This is a genomic window from Cognatiyoonia sediminum, from assembly GCF_900129845.1.
In the GTDB taxonomy this organism is placed as follows: domain Bacteria; phylum Pseudomonadota; class Alphaproteobacteria; order Rhodobacterales; family Rhodobacteraceae; genus Cognatiyoonia; species Cognatiyoonia sediminum.
The window spans coordinates 847,017-867,443 of record NZ_FQXB01000001.1 but is presented as its reverse complement, the minus strand read 5'-3'; the positions used below and the strand labels follow the sequence as shown (position 1 = coordinate 867,443).

The following is a 20,427-nucleotide window of genomic DNA, read 5'->3' as shown; positions in this document are numbered from 1 at the left end:
GAGGGTGCAATGTTTGTCTTTGCACAGTGCTTGTCGAATTATCTAACGCCTCTACCTGAGTGATATGGGTGAGCATGACCTTCCTCCAATCGCCATGTCGGTTCGACAGCCGTGGGCATGGGCCATTGTGGCGGGCCACAAACGGATCGAAAACCGAACAAGGGGGGCGATCCGCTCTGGCGGGATGGACTGTCGCCGGATTGCCATTCACGCAGCGAAGGGATTGAAAGAGGACGAATTCCACTGGGGATATTGGCGGTTGCATCGCCATGGCGTTCAATGCCCTCATCCCGCAGAACTGCCGCGCTCCGCGATTATTGGCGTCTGTGAAGTTGTTGATATCATAGAGCAAAGTGACAGCGAATGGTTTGGAGGGCCATGCGGTTTGGTTCTAGAAAACGCATCGATGTTCGATCCGATCCCTGCGAAAGGCGCTCTAGGATATTTTGAATGGCAAAAGGGCGGCACTCTCGCCCCGCCCACCATGTGGATGAATTCGTTTGACGCGCCCAATGGTGACGAAAACACCCTGTCGCTGTTTGACAGGCTTGAACCGAGCTTCAAAACGGACCCTAGCCGCCCCAGTCGCAAACAAAGCGCCTAGTTGTCATTCGCCAAGAACCCACCTGACTGCCGTGTCCAGAGATCAGCATAGAGCCCCCCAGCCGCAAGCAATTGGTCGTGCGTGCCATCTTCAACCACGCGACCCTCGTCCAGAACAACGATCCGGTCCATCTGCGCGATGGTCGACAGCCGGTGCGCGATCGCGATCACGGTTTTGCCTTCCATCATCCCATAGAGCGTCTTTTGGATCGCGGCCTCGACTTCGCTGTCTAAAGCCGATGTCGCCTCATCCAAGATCAGAATTGGCGCGTTCTTGAGCATCACACGTGCAATCGCGATCCGCTGGCGTTGGCCGCCGGAGAGTTTCACACCACGTTCACCCACTTGCGCGTTGTACCCGGTGCGACCTTCAGGGTCCGCAAGATCCTGAATGAAGCTATGGGCCTCGGCACGGGTGGCTGCGGTGATCATGTCAGCCTCACTCGCCTCAGGCTTGCCATACATGATGTTGGCGCGCACGGAGCGGTGCAGGAGGGAGCTGTCTTGCGTGACCATGCCGATTTGTTGGCGCAGACTGTCTTGCGTCACATCTGCAACCGACTGGCCATCGATTTTGATGGATCCACCTTCGGCGTCACGAAAACGCAGTAACAGGTTGACAAGGCTTGACTTTCCAGCGCCCGACCGACCAATCAAACCAACCTTTTGACCGGCAGGAATTGAAAGGCTCACGCCATCCAGGCCGCCACAGGTTTTGCCGTAGTGATGCACCAGATTGTCGATCTCGATGGCCGCATCTGTGATTTGAAGCGGCTGCGCGTCATCTTTGTCGACCACGTCCTGCTCGACCGCGATTGATTGCAAACTTTCGCGCATTGTGCCCGCGTGTTCGAACAGGCGGATCACAACCCACATGATCCAGCCGCTCATCCCGTTGAGGCGGATTACCAGCGCGGAAGCCGCGGCAACTTCGCCAACCGTGATCAAACCGTTGGTCCAAAGCCAGACTGCGGGGCCGAGAACGCCAACCATAAGAAGGCCGTTCAAGGCATTGAGACCAAATGACAATTCGGTCATCAGGCGTAAGAATCGCTGGAACCGCAGCCGCAACCGTTTCATCGCGGACAGCGCATAGGCTTCTTCACGCTCGCCGTGGGCGAAAAGCTTGACAGTTTCGATGTTGGTGTAGGCGTCAACCACGCGTCCGTTGACCATAGACCGCGCATCGGACCATTTTTCAGACGCTACAGCGACCCGCACCGCGATGTATTTGACGTAAAAGATGTAAAGCACCAGCCAGATCATCATTGGAATGCCAAGGCGGTAATCGATCTGGCTCAGCACCAAAGTAGCGCCGACGACGTAGGTGAAGGCGTACCAGATGCCCTCGAAAGCCATATAGGTGCTATCTTCTATCGCAGGACCAATTTGCATGACGCGGTTTGACAGGCGACCGGCGAAATCGTTCTGGAAGAAGCCACTGGATTGACCAAGCATGTGTCGGTGCGCACGCCAACGCGCTTGTTCCTGCATGTTGGATGCAAGCGTTTGTTCCAGGAACAAGTGGTTGAAGGTGATCACTAAGGGCCTCAGGAACAGGATGAGGAGGGCGACGATGATTACCTCAACATTATGTTCGGCCCAGAAAGCGGACGGGCCGGCCTCGGTCATCAGGTCGATCAGACGGCCGGAATAGAAGACAAGTCCGCTTTCCATGATGGCGACAAGGAAGCCGGTGAGGGCCATCCAAGGAAGCCATTTGCGAAATGGTGTAAGTTGCGAGCGGATATAGGCCCAGAGATCAGACGGCGGAGTATCGCGTTTTCTGGCAACAAATGGGTCTACGAGATTTTCGAATTTCCGAAACATGGTGCCCTCCGTCGGGCAAAAAGTAATAAAGATGAAAGGGTGGTTGGTGCGAGGCCAACCCAACAGGACCGGCGCTTAAGTTCGCGGGATAAAGGTCCTGAGCTGAATCATCTTTGTTACTCCATCATGAGTCGTTGGGTACCACCTACAGGAACCCAAAAGGTTTGTCAGGTCTCTTTTTGGTTGCTTCGCAAAGGGTAGTTCTTGGAGCTAGATACTGGTGCCCTGAAGTACGCCATGCTCCATCGCGTAACGCGTCAAACCGGCTGTGCTACTGATCCCGAGTTTCTTTTTGATGTTGTTGCGATGCGTTTCAACGGTCCGCACTGAAATTCCCAATGAGTTGGCCACTTCTTTATTGGACTTGCCTTGGGCGAGTTCCAAAAGAATGGTTTGTTCGCGGTTGGTAAGCGGTTCGCGACCGTCAGCGATCTTGGGCGACAAGGACCCCTTGGCACCGGTACAAAGATATTCGCCACCCGCCATAACCGTATCAATTGCCGTGCGAATTTCCTCTGTGGGTACATCTTTCAAGATATAGCCCTTTGCACCGTGGCTGAGCGCGGTAGAAATGTATTCAGGGCTATCGTGCATCGACAGGATCAAGATGCGCGTCTCTGGTCGTTCTTCAAGGATCATTTCGGTTGCGTTTAACCCATTGATGCCAGGCATGTTCAGATCCAGCAGCATCACGTCAGGTGCAAGAGCCTGCACTTGCTCCACCGCTTCTTTGCCATCTGTTAGTGTCCCCACGACAGAGATATCGTCATAGCTTTCCAAGATCGCCTGGATGCCTTCTGTGACCATCGGATGGTCGTCAACTATGCAAACGCGGATCGTCATGCGCTTTCCTTCTGGGGGTCTTGTGGGCGCAGCATGTGCGTTAATGGTACTTGGGCGTCAATGGTCGTGCCGTCTTCTGAAGACATAACGCGAAGACTGCCGCCGATCTGTTCGATGCGTTCTTGCATGTTTCGCAATCCGAGCCCTGACACGCGCCCGCGCGCGGCGGCGGGCCAAACCATGCCAGTGCCATCATCGGAGATGCGGAGCAGGGCGCCGCGTCTGTTACCTTTGAGCGAGACAGACACATGGGAGGCCTGCGCGTGGCGCTCGATGTTCGTGAGGGCCTCTTGCGCGATGCGGTAAAGGGCGATCCGGGCTTCCTGATCGAGGCGGTTGCGGAAGACAACGGTTTCAAACTCGACATCGATAGAGGTGCGCGTGCTGAAATCATCCGTTAGCGCTTGAAGAGCAGGGCCAAGGCCAAGGTCATCCAGCACGCCGGGGCGCAGGTCGCGACTGATCCGTCGGACTTCTTGGATAGCCTCGCCCAACCCGTCGATCCCTTTCTCTAGGCTTTCGCCGGAACGTTCATCACCCAAACCGATGCGGCGACGTGTCAATTCGAGTGCATAGCGTACACCGACGAGCATCTGGCTGATGCCGTCGTGAAGTTCGCGCGCGACGCGGCTGCGTTCTTCTTCCTGCGTGTCGATGATCCGCTGGGTCAGCGCTTTGAGTTTGACGTCGGCCAGTCGCCGTTCGCGGATGTTGAGAACGAGGCCTGATAGGAAAACGCCCAATACAGCGATCGATGCAATGATTAAGATATAGAAGGATGTCCGATTGATACGGTCTTCGACGTCTGCTCGCGCAGCGGCAACACTTTCAACAACATCATCGATAAAAATGCCTGTTCCCACGACCCAGCGCCAATCTTGCAGACCGTTGACGTAAACGACCATCTGGCCGAGTTCGCCTGTCGAAGGCTTTGGCCACTCAAAGCTGTGATATCCGCCGCCGGTTCGGGCAATCCGGATGAGTTCATCGGTGATCGGAATGCCGTTGCCGTCTTCCAACCCGCTCCAATTCTTGTTGATCAAGTCGGTTTGCCGAGGGGCGACGAGGTTCATGCCGTCATAGTCGAATACGAAGAAATACCCATCTTGGCCATAGAGCATAGCCGCTAGTTCTCGACTGACGGCGAGCTTCGCTTCTTCGTCATCGGGTGCCGCGCGACCGTAGGTGTTCACGACGGCGGTTCTAGCGATGGATAAGTAGTTCTTTAGTTCGTCTTGCTTTGCCTGAATCAACTGACTTTCGAGTACCGCAATCTCGCGTTCGGCGAGTTGCCGCGACTGGCTGGTGACGACCAAAGAAATCAGGGTAACAGCGAGGACGAGCGGAACCGTTGCCAGAAGAAAGACCTTCTGACCATAACTGAAGTCGAACCAATTTCGGATGCGCGCAAAGAGCTGAACCATAGGCCTTGGGTACGCGGGAATCAGCAGCGAATCAAATTCGAATCTTCTCGAATCAACAAACTGACGGTTGTGTTAGCGCCCAACATATTTGCGAAATTGGTAAGATTTGGTGACAAAAGCGTCAAAACTACGCAGTACTACGGATTTGCCAAAAACCTGTCCTGCGCTAACTTTCGCCTACGAAATGATCCGCTCGGACTCCATAACGGAGTCACGGGTGACGGAACCTAATGGGAGGAAATTCATGGATCGTCGTTCTTTTCTAGGCAAAGCAGCACTCGGTGGGACAGCCGCAGCTGCGTCAGCATTGGCAGCACCTGCATATGCACAGGGCAACCGGACGCTGACACTTGTCACAACTTGGGGCCGCGGCCTTGCAGGTGTGCATGACGCAGCACAGCGCGCTGCTGATACAATCACAGCAATGTCTGACGGCAGCCTGACAATTGATCTGAAAGCGGCTGGTGAACTCGTCGGCGCGTTCGAAGTGTTTGACGCGGTGACATCCGGTCAGGCCGATATGTACCACGGTGCGGACTACTACTTTGTCGGTCAGCACCCAGGTTATGCCTTCTTCACATCCGTACCATTCGGTATGACGCCAGGCGAAATCATGAACTGGTACTACAACGGCAACGGCCGTGCATACCACGATGAGCTGGGCGAGATTTTTGGTCTGAAGTCCTTCTTGGCTGGTAATACAGGTCCACAGGCTGGTGGCTGGTTCGCGAAAGAGATCGCAGGCCCAGAAGATTTCCAAGGTCTGAAGTTCCGTATGCCAGGTCTGGGTGGTCAGGCCCTTGGCCGTATGGGTGCGTCCGTACAGAACCTTCCAGGTGCTGAAGTGTATCAGGCGCTTGCGTCTGGCGCGATCGACGGAACTGAGTGGATCGGCCCATGGGCTGACGAAAAAGCTGGTTTCCAGGAAATCACAAAGTTCTACTACACAGCTGGTATGCACGAGCCAGGTGCGGCTCTGTCCCTCGCAACAAACCTCGACGTCTTCAATGAGCTGTCCCCAGCACACCAGAAGATCATCGAGATCGCAGCGGCAGAAGCACACCAGTGGAACCTTGCACAGTTCATGAACAACAACGGTGCAGCGCTTCAGCGTCTGCAGGCCGGTGGTGTTAAAGTTCTGGAATTCCCTGACAGCGTTTGGGATGCCATGGGCACAGCAGCTGCTGAGACTATGGACCAGTATGCAGGTGACGATCTTTATGACCGTCTGCGCGCAGACTACAACGAATCCATGCAGGCCTCTTCCGGCTGGATTCAGCGTTCCGAAGGCGCATACCGCGCCCAGCGTGACCGCGTCATGGGCTAATCGCCAAAATGTTTGGGCCTGCTTCAGGGCGGGCCCATCCAAACTCTTTCCAATAATTTCGTACGGTGCGGGTCGGTCTGATCCCCGTACAACTCGGGGGCTTCGATGGAAGAAGAGATCGCCTGTTCAGGCTTTTTCCGCGCGAACGCAGAAGACACAATTAGCTGTCTTGAAAAATTCCAAGAAAGTGGGGGCATCCAATTCGTCGCTGGCGGACTTGTAGAGGCTCCATACAATTTGGTCGCAGCACTTTCCAATCCATCCTCTTGGCTTGGTTGGCTGGGACACGTGTCGCTGGACCAGAAGATCCAGGACCTCGAAGCAGCTCAGTCCTTGATCCGCTTTGTCTACTACGGCGCGTCTTGGGAATTTTTCTTTGTTCTTTTCTTCATCTTCCTCGTGACAACAATCATCGGGCTTTTCCGTAACTCCTTCATGTGGGCCTGTGTCCGCGGCCTCGAAGGGTTTGCGAATGGGATAGGGCGTTTCTTTGCTTGGGCCGGCCTTTTGATGGTGCTGCAACAGATCGTCATCATCTTCATGCAACGTGTGTTTGCCGTGTCAGAGATCAGTATCGGGCTTGGCAAAACAGTGACCTATGACGTGAGTTGGTGGTCGGAAGAACTAAAGTTCTACAACGCCATGATTGTTTGTATGTGCGTCTCTTATACGTTCGTGCAGGGCGGACATGTGCGGGTCGATTTGGTCTATTCCGCGGTAAAATTCCGCACAAAGCGTCTGATCGACATGTTCGGTAGTATCGTCTTTATGATCCCCGCAGCCTTGCTGACATACTTCTACGGCTGGTTCTTCCTGTGGCGCCATATGGTGACTCCGAAGCTGTCCGCTTCAGATGCGTCGAAAGACCTCGATAGTCTGTTGAACAAGGCGCGCGCGTTGAAGTTCAACGTTGAGACGATCGGCTTCTCACCAAATGGGTTCAACGCCTACTTCCTGTTTAAGGTCCTTTTAGTCGCCTTCACGATTTTGGTGATCTTGCAGGCGGTCGCGTTCTTCTATCGCTCTTACCTCGAGCGGAAGGAGGGCGAGGAGAGCGAAGGCAAATACCTCGACAAAGATCAGCTGGGCGATCCGCAAGCTGAGCTTGTAGCAGAAATTCACTAAGGGCTAAGACAGATGCTTTTCGGACTTGATGGCGTAGAAATTGGCCTGATCATTGTATTCCTGACGCTTTTCGGAGCGATCCTATCAGGGTTCCCGGTTGCCTTTGCGATTGGCGGCGCCGCCGCGATCTCTTTCACAATCATTGCGATCCTCGACGGTGGCGGTCTTTTGACGCACTTCGCGATCGATCGAACAACGGACGCCTATAAGGCGATCATAGCAGAGGGGGCGAAACCAGACGCGGTCTCGGTCTTTACCCACCCGGATTTGCCGCGATACGCAACGGCCTTGTTCCCGAATGGTTGGGAACAGGCGCTGGACCGCAACGTGTCCTTCGTTGTGAACCGTATGAACGAGCGTGTTCTGGCCGGGCAATCTATCGAAACTCTTCTCGCGGTTTTGATGTTCGTGATGATGGGCATCACGCTGGAACGGTCCCGCATCGCCGACGAACTGCTGACCACGATGGCCAAGGTCTTTGGGCCGCTGCCAGGCGGTTTGGCTGTGTCCATCGTTATCGTGGGTGCGTTCCTTGCAGCCTCCACCGGTATCGTTGGCGCGACGGTTGTGACCATGGGCCTGCTTGCGCTTCCGACCATGCTGAAGAATGGGTATTCACCCGAGCTTTCAACAGGTGTGATCGCCGCGTCCGGTACGCTCGGTCAAATCATTCCACCGTCGATCGTGATCGTTTTGCTCGGTACTTTGGCGGGCGACCTCTATTCAGCGGCTCAGGAAGACCGAGCACAGCTTGCCGGGTGCTCAGACGCTTTGACGCTTCTAGGTGAGCCTGCAGTTGTTTCTGTTGGAACATTGTTCCAAGCGGCGCTTTTGCCCGGCATCCTTCTGGCCGGCCTATACGCGGCATATGCGTTTGGCTACGCGCTGCTGAACCCGTCCAAAGCGCCTGCTGTTCCAATGGGCGGCGCGGCTGGTGATGAAGTCATCACACGACGCGATAGTCTGACATGGTTCCTTGCCATGCCGATACTGTTGATTGGCTTTGTGATTGTAGGAAGCCAAGCCAACCTGATCGGCTCTCAATCAGTCATCGTGGATAGTTATACCGACGCGGGGCAGACCGCTTCCCTCCGTACCAACGTCGGTGACGAATGCGCGGCCTCTATGATTGAATTGCACGGGCAAGACGCTTGGGATCAAGCGTTGGCAGAACAGGCAGCGATCGACGAAGCTGGTGGTGTCGCGCAAGCTCGAGAGTTAAGTGAGGAAGAGCGACAGGCCCTTGTCGAAGAACGGATTGAGGCTGCTGCACCTCTAGGAACTGGTCTCACCATCGGTGCATTGTTGCTGGGTCTTGTTCTTGTCCTCGCACGCGGGGTCACACCGTCGAGAGATCAGCGTCCAATCATTACTGGTGCCATTGGTGTTGGTTTGATCTTGGTCGTTGACCTGTTGTTCATCGGGCCGCTTACGACGCCTGGCGCGACAACATTGTTGATCGCCATTCCTTTGATCATTGCCTTCCAAGGGCTGAAAGCCGCGGCGGTGAGGATCTTCAGCAATGAAATCCTGCGCGTGGTCTTCCCACCGTTGGTTCTGATCGTCGCTGTGCTTGGTTCGATCCTTGGCGGGATTACAAACCCAACACCTGCTGCGGCGCTTGGTGCGGGTGGTGCGATTATGCTCGCCGCCTTCCGCAAACTCCAGGATGAAGGTCGCGACGGGCGCATGGTGCTCTGGACGGCTGCGGCTATCGTGACAATGCTGCTGGTCGGCGTGAACTTCGACATGCGCCTTGGGCAAGAGGTTGTTCTGTTCGAGAACTATGTGGCCTTTTTTGTTGCCTTCGGTGCGTTCCTCTTTTCCATGTTTGGCATCCTGTGGTGCTGCTGGACGTTGTGGGCAGGCGGCGTGCTGACGCCAGTGGTCCGTGAGACCGCGAAAGTGACCTCGATGGTCTTCACCATTTTGATCGGATCACAGTTGCTGAACCTCGTCCTGATCTCATTCGGTGGTGAGCACTATATCCAGCAGTTCTTGAAATCCTTCACATCCGAATGGACGGTCTTCATCATCGTGATGTTGGTGCTGTTTATTCTCGGCTTTGTTCTCGACTTCCTAGAGATCATCTACATCGTAATCCCGATTGTGGGGCCGGTTATCTATGGCGGTACCTTCGATCCGAAGTGGGTGACGATCATGATTGCGGTGAACCTGCAGACGTCGTTCCTGACGCCGCCGTTTGGATTTGCGTTGTTCTACTTGCGGGGCGTGGCTCCGAAGGAGATCACCACAGGTCAGATCTATCGCGGCGTACTACCTTTTATCGGTATCCAGGTTCTGGGCCTTGCGCTACTGGCAGCATTCCCTGCGGTGGTGACGATCATTCCAAACCTGTTGCAGTAACCGCGTAGCAGCGAACGTCGAACAAATTGAAAGCCGCCTCAGGGCGGCTTTCGTCGTTTTGAAGGGGGCTTCATCAAACCGTCACATGGCGCGGATATGCCTGCGTCAAAAGGGACTACATTTGGCTGTTGTTCTTCGCAATCTACCAGATATAGTCAAAGGCAAGCGGCCCGAGGCGGGAACCCCGCTCTGAGGCCCTGAGGCGACAGAGTAAGGGTACTTATGACCATGGACGGAGATTTCAGGACGGAATTTGTGCGTGAACCCAGGGCGTTAAAGCATTTCCCTGCGTTGGTTCTGAACGCGGATTATCGCCCCCTGTCTTACTACCCATTGTCTTTGTGGCCGTGGCAAGACGCTGTGAAAGCCGCATGGCTCGATCGGGTCGACATCGTCAGCGAATATGATGAGGTTGTGCACAGTCCCAGTACCACGATCAGGATACCCTCTGTGGTGGTTCTGAAAGACTATGTGAAACCTCAAAAGCGCGTGGCCTTCACGCGCTTTAATTTATTTCTGAGGGATGAATTTAAATGTCAGTACTGCGGAGCCAAGGGCGATCTGACCTTTGACCACGTCGTGCCGCGTGCCAAGGGTGGGATCACGTCTTGGGAAAACGTCGTTGCTGCGTGTAGCCCGTGCAATCTCAAAAAGGGCAGCAAACTGCTTAGTCAGACGTCCATGTCACTTCAAAAGAAACCCATTCAGCCCGCATCTGGGCAACTAATGAATATGGGGCGGAAGTTTCCGCCGAATTATCTGCACGAAAGCTGGATGGATTATCTCTATTGGGATGCCGAACTCGAAGCATAGATTTTGCAACTGGGATCGCTAGACTAATTCGAACAGTCTGCTAAAAGGCCCTCGTTAGCGCTAACAAAATCTTGGAGTTCCCATGGTCGCTCGTGTCATTCCGGTAGAACCTTTTGATCTGGTGATTTTTGGAGGAACGGGGGATTTGGCTCGGCGCAAGATTTTGCCCGGCCTGTTCAGACGCTTTTTGTCTGGTCAGATGCCTGAAGACTCTCGCATCATTGGTGCCGCTCGAAGTGACATCGACAGTGCCGGTTATCGAGTGATGATCAAGGAAGCGATTGCGGAGTTTGGTGGGGAAGAAAAATCCGAAACCAAGGCCATCGCGAAATTCCTAGATCGGCTTGAGTATGTCCCCGTCGACGCGCGTGGCGAAGGTGGTTGGAGTGAACTTGCTGCGCTTGTAAGGTCTGACGTTATCCGCGCGTTCTACTTCTCAGTTGGCCCGGGGCTTTTTGGTGATCTTGCGGAACGTCTGCATTCCTACAAGATTGCAGACCGCGACAGTCGGATCGTCGTTGAAAAGCCGTTTGGTCGCGACTTGGCCTCGGCGCAAGAACTCAACGAAACCCTCGCAGAGCACTTCAAGGAAGATCAGATTTATCGGATCGACCACTATCTCGGAAAGGAAACGGTTCAAAACCTGATGGCGGTGCGGTTTGGCAATGTCCTCTTTGAGCCGCTTTGGAACAATCATTACGTCGATCACATTCAGATCACGGTGGCCGAGACGGTCGATGTTGGTGGGCGCGGGGCGTATTACGATAAATCCGGTGCGATGCGCGATATGGTGCAAAACCACCTGATGCAGCTGCTCTGCTTAATCGCAATGGAACCGCCCAGTCAGTTCGGCGCCGATGCCGTGCGGGACGAAAAGCTAAAGGTTATTCGCGCATTGGAACCAGTCGAGCCGCACCACATTGTGCGCGGCCAATATGAGGCCGGTGAGGACTCGAAGAGTTACCGAGAACACGCTGAAAACCCTAGGAGTTTTACTGAAAGCTTCATTGCGATGAAGTGCCATATCTCGAATTGGAGATGGGCTGGCGTGCCGTTCTACATGCGCACCGGCAAGGCGATGAGCGAGCGTGTGTCAGAGATCACCGTTGTGTTCAAAGACCTTGGTCATTCCATCTTTGAAGAGGATGACAAGCGGCATCGCAATATTCTTTCCATCCGGTTGCAGCCAAATGAAGGCATGGATTTGCAAGTGACCATCAAGGAACCGGGCCCAGGTGGTATGCGCTTGATCGATGTCCCTCTGGATATGACCTTTGCAGAAGCCCTAGGCGACGAAGCGGAGGATGTCCCAGATGCCTATGAGCGGCTCATCATGGACGTTATTCGCGGCAACCAGACGCTCTTTATGCGGGGCGACGAAGTTGAGGCGGCTTGGAAATGGACTGACCCGATTATTCAGGGATGGGAAGCGCGCAATGACGTGCCAAAAACCTACGAACCTGGTTCAAGCGGACCTGAAGATGCGATGTTGTTGATCCACCGTGACGGCCGAAAGTGGCGTGAAATCAAAGGGTAGTCAGATGAAGTTAATTGAGTACCCCGACAAGGAAATGATGATGATGCGCCTCGCCGATATTTTGGCGAGCGAGCTGGAAGATGTTCTCTTGACCCAAGACAGCGCATCGTTGGCAGTGCCCGGCGGCACCACACCGGGGCCGGTCTTCGATAGTCTTTGCGGTGCGCCGTTGGACTGGTCCCGTGTGTCTGTGATGTTGACGGACGAACGCTGGGTGCCCGAAGGTTCGGGTCGCTCCAATACGCGGTTGTTGCGTGGGCGGTTGCTGACAGGGCGCGCGGCCTCGGCGACGTTGGTGCCTTTGTACGCGGATGCGGAGCACCCTGAAGATATGCTCGATGAACTGAATACGGGTATTGAGAAAGCAACACCGATCTCCGTCATGCTTTTGGGCATGGGGGCTGACATGCACACAGCGTCTATTTTTCCCGGTGCAGACAATCTTGAAGCGGCTTTGACGGGCGATTCAAACCTCGTCGCTATGCGGGCGCCGGGTGCGCCGGAACCGCGTATTACGCTGTCAGCCAAGGTGATCAACGCAGCGATCAACAGGCACATTGTGATTGTTGGGGCTGAGAAGAAAGAGGCGCTGGAACGTGCGCAAACCCTGCCTGCGACGGAAGCACCAGTGTCGGCAATTTTGCAAGGAACGACAGTGCATTGGGCGGAGAAGTGAAGATGTGGGATCAGCTCAAAGCACATCATGAACACGTCAAAAATCGCAGGTTCGAAACGCTGGTTGATGCTGATCGTGCTGAGGCGTTCAGTGCAGAAACCAGCGACATGCGGTTGGACTATTCGAAGACCAATATTGATGCTGATGGCTTAGGGCTGTTGATCGATCTGCTCGAAAACGCAGGCGTTGGTGACAAGCGTGCGCAGATGTTCTCTGGCGGGAAGATCAATGAGACCGAAGGGCGCGCTGTTCTGCATACGGCTCTCCGCAATCTCGACGGTGGGCCGGTTTTCGTCGATGGCGAAGATGTCATGCCCGGTGTTTTGGCGACGTTGGAGCGGATGGAGAAATTCGCTGCCACAGTTCGCGACGGATCTTTCAAGGGACAGGGTGGCAAGATCACTGATGTGGTCAACATTGGCATTGGCGGGTCTGATCTTGGACCTGCTATGGGTGTTTTGGCCTTGGCCCCATACCATGATGGGCCGAGGTGCCACTTTGTCAGCAACGTCGATCCGGCGGACATTTCTCAGGTTTTACAAGGCTGTAACCCTGAAACGACTCTTGTGATAGTGGCGTCAAAGACATTCACAACAATCGAAACCATGACCAACGCGCGGACCGCGATGGCATGGATGGGCGAAAGCGTGGCCGAGCCGGGTGCGCAGTTCGCCGCTCTTTCGACTGCCGAAGATAAGACGGCTGCCTTTGGCATCGCCGCTGAACGTGTTTTCGGGTTCGAAGATTGGGTTGGTGGGCGTTATTCGATGTGGGGCCCGATTGGGCTGTCATTGATGATCGCAATCGGTCCCGATGCTTTCCGCGCCTTCTTGCGCGGCGGTCAAGCGATGGATGTCCATTTCCGGTCAGCTATTTGGCGCGATAATATGCCCGCGCTGCTGGCGCTGGTGGGTATTTGGCACAATCAAATCTGCGGCCATGCGACCCGAGCGGTTTTGCCCTATGATAACAATCTCAGCAGGTTAGCGGCTTATCTTCAACAGTTGGAGATGGAAAGCAACGGCAAGGGTGTCAGCATGGATGGCGCTGATCTGGATGGCCCGTCTGGGCCGGTTGTCTGGGGTGAACCAGGGACGAACGGGCAGCATGCCTTCTACCAACTGATCCATCAAGGTAAGCGTGTGATCCCCTGCGAGTTTTTGGTTGCTGCGAGAGGTCATGACGATGCGTTGCACCACCAGCATCAATTGCTGGTTGCCAATTGCTTGGCGCAGTCCGAGGCTTTGATGAAAGGCCGTGATCTTGATGAGGCACGCTCGAAAGTAGCGGGAAAATTTGAGGGCGCGGAACTCGAGCGGCAGGCGCGCCATCGCGAATTTACTGGCAATCGCCCGTCAGTGACGATTACTTATCCTCAGCTGACTCCTTTCGTTTTGGGCCAGATCATCGCTCTCTATGAGCATCGAGTTTTTGTCGAGGGTGTGGTGCTAGGCATCAATTCCTATGACCAATGGGGCGTTGAGCTAGGCAAGGAACTTGCCACAGCGTTGCAGCCCATCGTGGAAGGTGCTCAGAGCGTCGAGGGCAAGGATGGCTCAACTGCCGCACTTGTGGATTTTCTCAAACGACATGGTGTGTAAGTAACCATTGATCGGCTAGCGTGCCCGAAAACAAACTAGGGCAGGCACGATGACGGTTGAGATGATTTCCTATGCGGTGGGCGCAGCAATTTTGATTGCAGCGTTTCTGGATGCCAAAGTGGCCAAGATCCCGAACTGGATCATCTTTGTTTTGCTGGCGCTTTTTGTCGCGCAAGCGGTGATGTTTCCAACAACGGTTGATCTCTACTGGCAAATTGGCGTGGCCGCGGCGGTCTTTGTCGCGGGTCTTGTTTTGTTTGCTCTGGGCGCCATTGGCGCTGGCGCTGTCAAATTCGGCGCGGCGATCATGCTCTTTATGCCGCTCGAGCAATGGGGCTGGCTTCTGGGGATATTTGTCGCGGGCCTCTTTTTCTACACGTTCCTCTTCATCTTGATGCAAGGCATGTTCGGAAGTGAAGATAGCAACTGGGCGGCGCTTCGAAAGCGGATCGTGCCGATGTCATGGCCCATCGGCACGATGGCGCTGGCAGGGTTGTTTTATCTTTAGGGCCTAGACCGCAGCTGTTACGATCACTTCGACTTTGAACCTGGGGGTTGCCAGTTTCGCTTCGCCGGTCCAACGAGCGGGGGCGCAGCCTGGCGCGACCCAAGCATCCCAAACCGCGTTCATCTCTGCAAAGTCGGTAATGTCAGCGACCCAGATTTGAGCCGTCAAGAGTTTGGTTTTGTCGGTTCCTGCTTCGGCCAGAAGCCGATCAACGGACGCCAAAACAGCTTCGGTTTGTTCGGTGACGGAAGCTCCCTCAGCGCCGACTTGGCCTGCGAGGTAAGCGATACCGTTGTGGATGACGACCTGGCTCATACGAGCGCCGGATTCGATGCGGGTGATGTCTGACATTTTGACCTCTGATCATGTGGTGGAGCGGGTAACGGGAATCGAACCCGTAACTTAAGCTTGGGAAGCTCGCGTGATACCTTTTCACCATACCCGCAGTGGACCGACGAATAGGCAGGGAACGCGCTAGGGTCAATAAGTGCTAAGCTGCGATCTTTATGGCGTCAGGCTCAAAGTAAGATCGAGCAGGGCGACCGAAGACAGCGTGAGTGGGTTTCGCGCTGGTCCAGATGTCGTGGAGTTCGGGGAATAGGAACAATAGTTCATCTCGTGCGTCTTGATCGAGTGAACCGATGGCAGAAGGGCCTGGTAAGTAGGCTTCGCTCAATGCGCCTTCTGCGAAGACTAACTCGTGCTGGTCAAAAAGAATGTGGAAATAGAGGACCTCTTTGCAGTCCAAATCTAGGACGGCAGCGTCCGAACCCAGCTCTTGCTCAACATTCTTGGCGCGGAGAAGGGTTTCTTTGCCATTGATGCGGCGGGCCATGCCGTGTTGAGGTGACACTCGCAGGTCGCGTTGGTTACCAAAAGCGCCCTTTTTGATGATGTAGGGGCGGAGTTGGGGATACTGGACAAGATCATCTTGGCTGACATGTCGGCGGCCCACCCAGCGGACGGTCTGGAAGCCATGGTCAGCTGTTAAGATTTGATCGCCAATTTGGATGTTTTCCACCGGCTTTTCACCGCCGAGGGCAATAATGCGGGTTCCTTCTGTGAAGCAGGGGGCTGCGTCCTTGTATATGGGGCCGTCAAATTGAGACCGTTCGGTTGAACGATCTGCAGCAAGATTTGTCTGACTTTGATCTTTTAAGATCATTTTGCCCACCTCGGAACACGACACGGCCAAATTGAAGCCGCAGATTTAGTCTCAGGATGAGCGGCTGTCCCGTGTACACACTCATCTACGGAACAAAAGACTAAAATCTCGTGTCGGATTTAGGGCGTAGGGATCAAAATGAGTGTCCAAATTTAGGCAATTTGGAGACAGTTTTGACCTATCGGAGATATTGTTTCGAAACCGGATTAAGCGCGGCGACGTCTACGCCTACGACCACCTGCTTCTTCATCTCCACCACCTTGGTTGTGATTGATGTTGGGCAGATCGACCAAGCTGTTGAGGATTGGGAAGGGTTCGGCAGAATTCGGGATCGCTGATGCGTTTACGAAATGCTCTTGGAACCGTGGTTCGATCGCGGTCTCGATCTTCTCAATGTTTTGCACAGTGGTTTCGATGTCTTTGCGCGCCTCGGTGTTAAGCAAGGCAATCCGCGCACCTGTACCGGCGGCATTGCCTGCGCTTGTCACTTTCTCAAACGGCGCGTCGGGGATCATGCCCAGAACCATTGCGTGTTTCGGGCTGATATGTGCGCCGAATGCACCAGCGAGAACCACGCGATCAACGGCGTCGACACCGAACTTATCCATGAGGAGGCGCGCACCTGAATAAAGCGCGGCTTTTGCCATTTGAATTTGGCGGATGTCAACGTTGGTGACCGTGATCTTTGGCCCGCCATCAGCGGTGCCATCATGAACCAGGTAGGAATTGGTACGGCCTTCTGGGAAGCAGCGATCCGTTCCAGTTTGTTCTGCCGACCCTATGAGGCCTGGGCCGTCGACGATACCTGCAAGCCTCATTTCAGCGACGGCTTCGATAATGCCGGACCCGCAGATGCCGGTGATGCCGGTCGCGGCGGTCTGGGCTTCAAACCCTTCTTCGTCTGACCAAAGATCGCATCCGATGACACGGAAGCGGGGCTCTTTGGTGACAGGGTCAATCTCGATGCGTTCGATGGCACCGGGGGCTGCGCGTTGGCCGGAGGAGATTTGCGCGCCTTCAAAGGCGGGGCCTGTGGGAGACGAACAGGCGAGAACTTTTTCTTTGTTGCCCAGCAGGATTTCGGCGTTTGTGCCAACATCCACGACAAGGACAAGATCGTCGGATTTATCAGGGGCTTCTGACAAGGCTACGGCAGCGGCGTCAGCCCCAACATGGCCGGCGATGCAAGGCAGGATGTAGACGCGCGCGGCGGGGTGGAGGTTGAGGTCTAACTCCAGCGTACGCAGCGCGAGAGCCTCCGACGTCGCTAAGGCAAAGGGCGCTTGGCCCAGTTCGAATGGATCGATGCCAAGGAAGAGGTGGTGCATCACTGGGTTGCAGACGAAAACGGCGTCGACGATCAGGTTACGATCAATCTCAGCTTCAGATGCGATTTGAACGAAAAGAGCGTTCATGCCTTCGCGCACGGCTTTGGTCATTTCATCTGCGCCGGATGGGTTCATCATGCCATAGCTGACACGGCTCATCAGATCTTCGCCGAAGCGGATTTGCGGGTTCATGATGCCGGAGGAGGCGACAACCTCTCCGGTCGTGAGATCGCAAAGATGCGCTGCGATTGTGGTTGAACCCAGATCGACAGCGAGACCGTAGATCGAACCGTCGTAAAACCCGGGCCAGACCTGCATGATGCGTGGGCTGAAGGTGTCGTCGCCCAGATGCACGGCGCAGGTGACTTTCCACTCGCCTTTTCGGAGGGCGGGTTGCAGGCCGGTCAGAACGCCAAGATCGGCCTCTAGTTGAGGCAAGTCCCAATCGGCGCGTAGGGCTTTGATCAGCCGCTCCAGATCGCCAGATGGGTCGTGCATGTCCGGTTCTTCGACTTCAACGTAGTAGAGCCGCGTCGACGGGTTCATCACGATCTCACGCGCCTCCGCGCGCTTGCGTACCACCTGTCTATGAACTTGGCTTTCTGGTGGGACGTCAATGACGACATCGCCTTGAACGGTTGCTTGGCAACCAAGGCGGCGGCCTTTGGTGAGGCCGCGAATATCGTCGTAGCGTTGTTCTACGCTGTTCCATTCTGAGAGAGCATCTTCATACACGGTCACGCCGTGCTTCGGGAACTCGCCAAAAGACGGCGTAATCTGGCATTTCGAGCAAATTCCGCGCCCGCCACAAACACTGTCCAAGTCCACGCCAAGTTGGCGTGCTGCCGTGAGGATTGGGGTGCCAACTGGGAAGTTCCCACGCTTGCCAGACGGGGTGAAGATGACGAGTGGATCGTTGCTCATACGTTCTGCCTATTTTTCGTTGGGGCGAATGTATCGCGAGCTGTTAAAATGGGAAGGCCAGATCGCGGCATAATCTTTATGCGGAGCGTCACTTATTTTAGGAATTCAACGCCTGTGATCCAAACCGCGAGAGGGACGGGTAAGACCGCTATCATGAGCGTCAGAATGACCCAACTGGTTTGGAAAAGGCGTGTCAGACCAGCCGCCATCATGATCCCGCCACCGCCACCAATGGCGAAACTTCCTGGCAGGTTGATCAATATCCCGATGCTAACATAGCGATAGTCCACGGCGATCCGCGACAGCCAACTGGGGAACCGTTCGGTCAGTCTTTCGAGCCGGTCGTCTCTTGCGCTGTTTTGCATACGGTCCAACCACCTGCAGACACGCAACATTCGAAGGTCTTGAAAGAAGGACTGCAGCCACTTCAAGGGGACGTTCTGGCCGATTGAGAATGCGATAAACAGCCCCAATAAGGTTGCTGCGTAGACAAATGGAGCGATGTCGGCGCCTTTCATCAAAAGAAGAGCGATCCCGACTTCTACACCAGGCATGAATGGAATGGCGAGGAGGAGGGCATAGCCGACAAGGACCAGAGCAAGGGCTCCGATCATTGCGCCGGACTGGGTCGCCCCATCGAGCTTCATAATTTGAGTCGTAAGCCATTCAAATCCAAGCAAAGCAAAGTAGGTGAATCCCGCAATAACCCCAAACCTAATGGCGAGGCGTGGAAGGCTTTTCCTAAGGGGTGTCGGCTGGAGATCAACCGTGGGAGCAGGTGGCATGGCAACAGCTTGCGCGTTAAGGATTTAAGTCACAAGCCAATTCTCTGATTGGGGGTTTCGGTTCGGCGTGATCCATGCGATAGGGACGTGCCAAACGACGCCACACCTAGGAGACGGTTGATGGAGATTCGCGAGGCTCTCACCTTTGATGATGTATTGCTTGTTCCGGCGGCCTCTTCGGTGCTGCCATCAACGGCTGATACGTCCACATTTGTTACCAAAAGCATTGCCCTGAACATCCCACTTTTGTCCTCTGCGATGGACACGGTGACGGAAAGCCGGATGGCGATTGCCATGGCGCAGGCTGGCGGTATGGGCGTGGTGCATAAGAACTTGGATGTCGATGCGCAGGCCAAGGAAATTCGACGCGTAAAGCGGTTTGTTTCCGGGACTGTTTACAACCCGATTACTCTAACGCGTGACCAGACATTGGCGGATGCAAAGGCTTTGATGGAGCGCTACCGCGTCACCGGCTTCCCGGTGGTGGGTGCTGACGGTCGTGTCGAGGGCATCGTGACGAACCGCGATATGCGGTTTGCGCAGGATGATGCGACACCGGTGCATGCGATGATGACGTCATCTGACTTGGCGATGATGCAGGAACCTGCTGATCTGGATGAGGCGCGTAGTCTGATGCAAGCTCGCCGGATTGAGAAGCTGTTGATCACGGATGCGGAAGGAAAGCTGACTGGTTTGCTGACGTTGAAAGACAGTGAGCAGGCGGTTCTGAATCCGATGGCGTGCAAGGACGAGTTGGGGCGTTTGCGCGTTGCTGCGGCGACGGGCGTTGGAGACGCTGGGTTCGAACGTAGTGAAGCGCTTGTGGATGCTGGTGTGGACATGCTTGTGGTCGACACAGCACATGGTCACTCCGAAGGGGTGGCAAAGGCTGTCGAACGCGCGAAATCGCTGAGCAATCAGGTTCAAGTTGTTGCGGGGAATGTCGCTACGGGTGAGGCGACGCGCGCATTGATCGGTGCAGGGGCTGATGCGGTGAAGGTCGGGATTGGTCCGGGGTCGATTTGTACGACACGTATGGTGGCTGGTGTGGGCGTGCCGCAGTTGACGGCGATCATGGACAGTGCTGCGGCGGCTGGTGACACCCCTGTTATCGCAGACGGCGGGATCAAATTCTCTGGCGATTTCGCCAAGGCGATTGCCGCCGGTGCGTCATGTGCGATGGTTGGTTCGATGATCGCGGGAACGGACGAGAGCCCAGGAGAAGTGATCCTGTACCAGGGGCGATCCTTCAAATCTTACCGCGGTATGGGCAGTATGGGCGCGATGGCGCGCGGCTCGGCGGACCGTTACTTCCAGAAGGATGCAGCGACAGACAAGCTTGTTCCTGAGGGGATCGAAGGGCAGGTACCCTACAAAGGATCAGCTGGCACGGTTATTCACCAATTGGTTGGTGGTTTGAGGGCTGCGATGGGCTACACCGGCAACGCGACGATTCAAGAGATGCGCAGCAAGGCGAATTTCGTGAAGATTACCGGAGCGGGCTTGAAAGAAAGCCATGTGCACGACGTACAGATCACCCGGGAAAGCCCGAACTACCGCGTTGGATAGGG

17 protein-coding genes and 1 tRNA gene are annotated in these 20,427 nt (G+C 55.1%); 10 read left to right on the top strand and 8 right to left on the bottom strand.

The window, feature by feature from the left end; translation table 11 throughout:
• The first annotated feature begins 64 nt into the window (after window positions 1-64).
• The gene (locus BUA85_RS04330; protein WP_072899582.1) at window positions 65-604 is read left to right on the top strand and encodes an ASCH domain-containing protein; all 540 of its coding nucleotides are present in this window, start codon (window positions 65-67) and stop codon (window positions 602-604) included.
• Here the strand turns inward: BUA85_RS04330 and BUA85_RS04325 are convergent.
• The 3 genes from BUA85_RS04325 to BUA85_RS04315 all read right to left on the bottom strand — a co-directional run bounded on the left by BUA85_RS04325 (window position 601) and on the right by BUA85_RS04315 (window position 4,700).
• A complete protein-coding gene (locus BUA85_RS04325) occupies window positions 601-2,433 on the bottom strand; it encodes an ABC transporter ATP-binding protein (protein ID WP_072899580.1) in 1,833 nt (610 codons plus the stop codon). The two genes, BUA85_RS04330 and BUA85_RS04325, sit on opposite strands and share 4 nt — an antisense overlap.
• Window positions 2,434-2,643: 210 nt before the next feature.
• Entirely contained in the window at window positions 2,644-3,276 is a 633-nt protein-coding gene (locus BUA85_RS04320; protein ID WP_072899578.1) for a response regulator transcription factor, read from the bottom strand.
• Window positions 3,273-4,700, bottom strand: a complete 1,428-nt coding sequence (locus tag BUA85_RS04315) for a cache domain-containing protein (RefSeq protein WP_072899577.1) — start codon at window positions 4,698-4,700, stop codon at window positions 3,273-3,275. The genes BUA85_RS04320 and BUA85_RS04315 overlap by 4 nt, the downstream gene beginning before the upstream one ends.
• A 244-nt stretch (window positions 4,701-4,944) precedes the next feature.
• On the opposite strand from BUA85_RS04315, the gene BUA85_RS04310 reads away from it, so the two are divergent.
• The 8 genes from BUA85_RS04310 to BUA85_RS04275 all read left to right on the top strand — a co-directional run bounded on the left by BUA85_RS04310 (window position 4,945) and on the right by BUA85_RS04275 (window position 14,654).
• Entirely contained in the window at window positions 4,945-6,027 is a 1,083-nt protein-coding gene (locus BUA85_RS04310; RefSeq protein ID WP_072899576.1) for a TRAP transporter substrate-binding protein, read from the top strand.
• A gap of 105 nt (window positions 6,028-6,132) precedes the next feature.
• Window positions 6,133-7,152 carry a TRAP transporter small permease subunit gene (locus tag BUA85_RS04305; RefSeq protein ID WP_072899575.1) on the top strand — a complete coding sequence of 340 codons (1,020 nt, stop codon included), beginning with the start codon at window positions 6,133-6,135 and terminating at the stop codon, window positions 7,150-7,152.
• A gap of 12 nt (window positions 7,153-7,164) precedes the next feature.
• Window positions 7,165-9,519 carry a TRAP transporter large permease gene (locus tag BUA85_RS04300; protein ID WP_072899574.1) on the top strand — a complete coding sequence of 785 codons (2,355 nt, stop codon included), beginning with the start codon at window positions 7,165-7,167 and terminating at the stop codon, window positions 9,517-9,519.
• A gap of 228 nt (window positions 9,520-9,747) precedes the next feature.
• Entirely contained in the window at window positions 9,748-10,332 is a 585-nt protein-coding gene (locus BUA85_RS04295) for an HNH endonuclease (RefSeq protein WP_072900410.1), read from the top strand.
• Window positions 10,333-10,414: 82 nt separating this feature from the next.
• Window positions 10,415-11,869, top strand: coding sequence for a glucose-6-phosphate dehydrogenase (gene zwf / locus BUA85_RS04290; RefSeq protein WP_072899573.1), 1,455 nt, complete (start codon window positions 10,415-10,417; stop codon window positions 11,867-11,869).
• 4 nt (window positions 11,870-11,873) lie between these two features.
• Entirely contained in the window at window positions 11,874-12,545 is a 672-nt protein-coding gene (gene pgl, locus BUA85_RS04285) for a 6-phosphogluconolactonase (RefSeq protein WP_072899572.1), read from the top strand.
• A 2-nt stretch (window positions 12,546-12,547) separates the two neighbouring features.
• On the top strand, window positions 12,548-14,146 hold the full coding sequence (gene pgi, locus BUA85_RS04280; RefSeq protein ID WP_072899571.1) for a glucose-6-phosphate isomerase: 1,599 nt from the start codon (window positions 12,548-12,550) through the stop codon (window positions 14,144-14,146).
• Window positions 14,147-14,195: 49 nt separating this feature from the next.
• A complete protein-coding gene (locus tag BUA85_RS04275) occupies window positions 14,196-14,654 on the top strand; it encodes a prepilin peptidase (protein ID WP_072899570.1) in 459 nt (152 codons plus the stop codon).
• A 3-nt stretch (window positions 14,655-14,657) separates the two neighbouring features.
• Here the strand turns inward: BUA85_RS04275 and BUA85_RS04270 are convergent, their stop codons facing one another.
• The 5 genes from BUA85_RS04270 to BUA85_RS04250 form a co-directional block, all read right to left on the bottom strand.
• Complete coding sequence (locus BUA85_RS04270) at window positions 14,658-15,005, bottom strand: RidA family protein (RefSeq protein ID WP_072899569.1); 348 nt, start codon at window positions 15,003-15,005, stop codon at window positions 14,658-14,660.
• Window positions 15,006-15,025: 20 nt separating this feature from the next.
• Window positions 15,026-15,099: transfer RNA gene (locus BUA85_RS04265), tRNA-Gly, on the bottom strand.
• A gap of 45 nt (window positions 15,100-15,144) precedes the next feature.
• The gene (locus BUA85_RS04260; RefSeq protein ID WP_072899568.1) at window positions 15,145-15,819 is read right to left on the bottom strand and encodes a Hint domain-containing protein; all 675 of its coding nucleotides are present in this window, start codon (window positions 15,817-15,819) and stop codon (window positions 15,145-15,147) included.
• 206 nt (window positions 15,820-16,025) lie between these two features.
• A complete protein-coding gene (locus tag BUA85_RS04255) occupies window positions 16,026-18,071 on the bottom strand; it encodes an ASKHA domain-containing protein (RefSeq protein WP_072899567.1) in 2,046 nt (681 codons plus the stop codon).
• Between the two features lie 92 nt (window positions 18,072-18,163).
• Window positions 18,164-18,856 carry a hypothetical protein gene (locus tag BUA85_RS04250; RefSeq protein WP_072899565.1) on the bottom strand — a complete coding sequence of 231 codons (693 nt, stop codon included), beginning with the start codon at window positions 18,854-18,856 and terminating at the stop codon, window positions 18,164-18,166.
• 120 nt (window positions 18,857-18,976) lie between these two features.
• On the opposite strand from BUA85_RS04250, the gene guaB reads away from it, so the two are divergent.
• Complete coding sequence (gene guaB / locus BUA85_RS04245; RefSeq protein ID WP_072899563.1) at window positions 18,977-20,425, top strand: IMP dehydrogenase; 1,449 nt, start codon at window positions 18,977-18,979, stop codon at window positions 20,423-20,425.
• Window positions 20,426-20,427 lie beyond the last annotated feature (2 nt).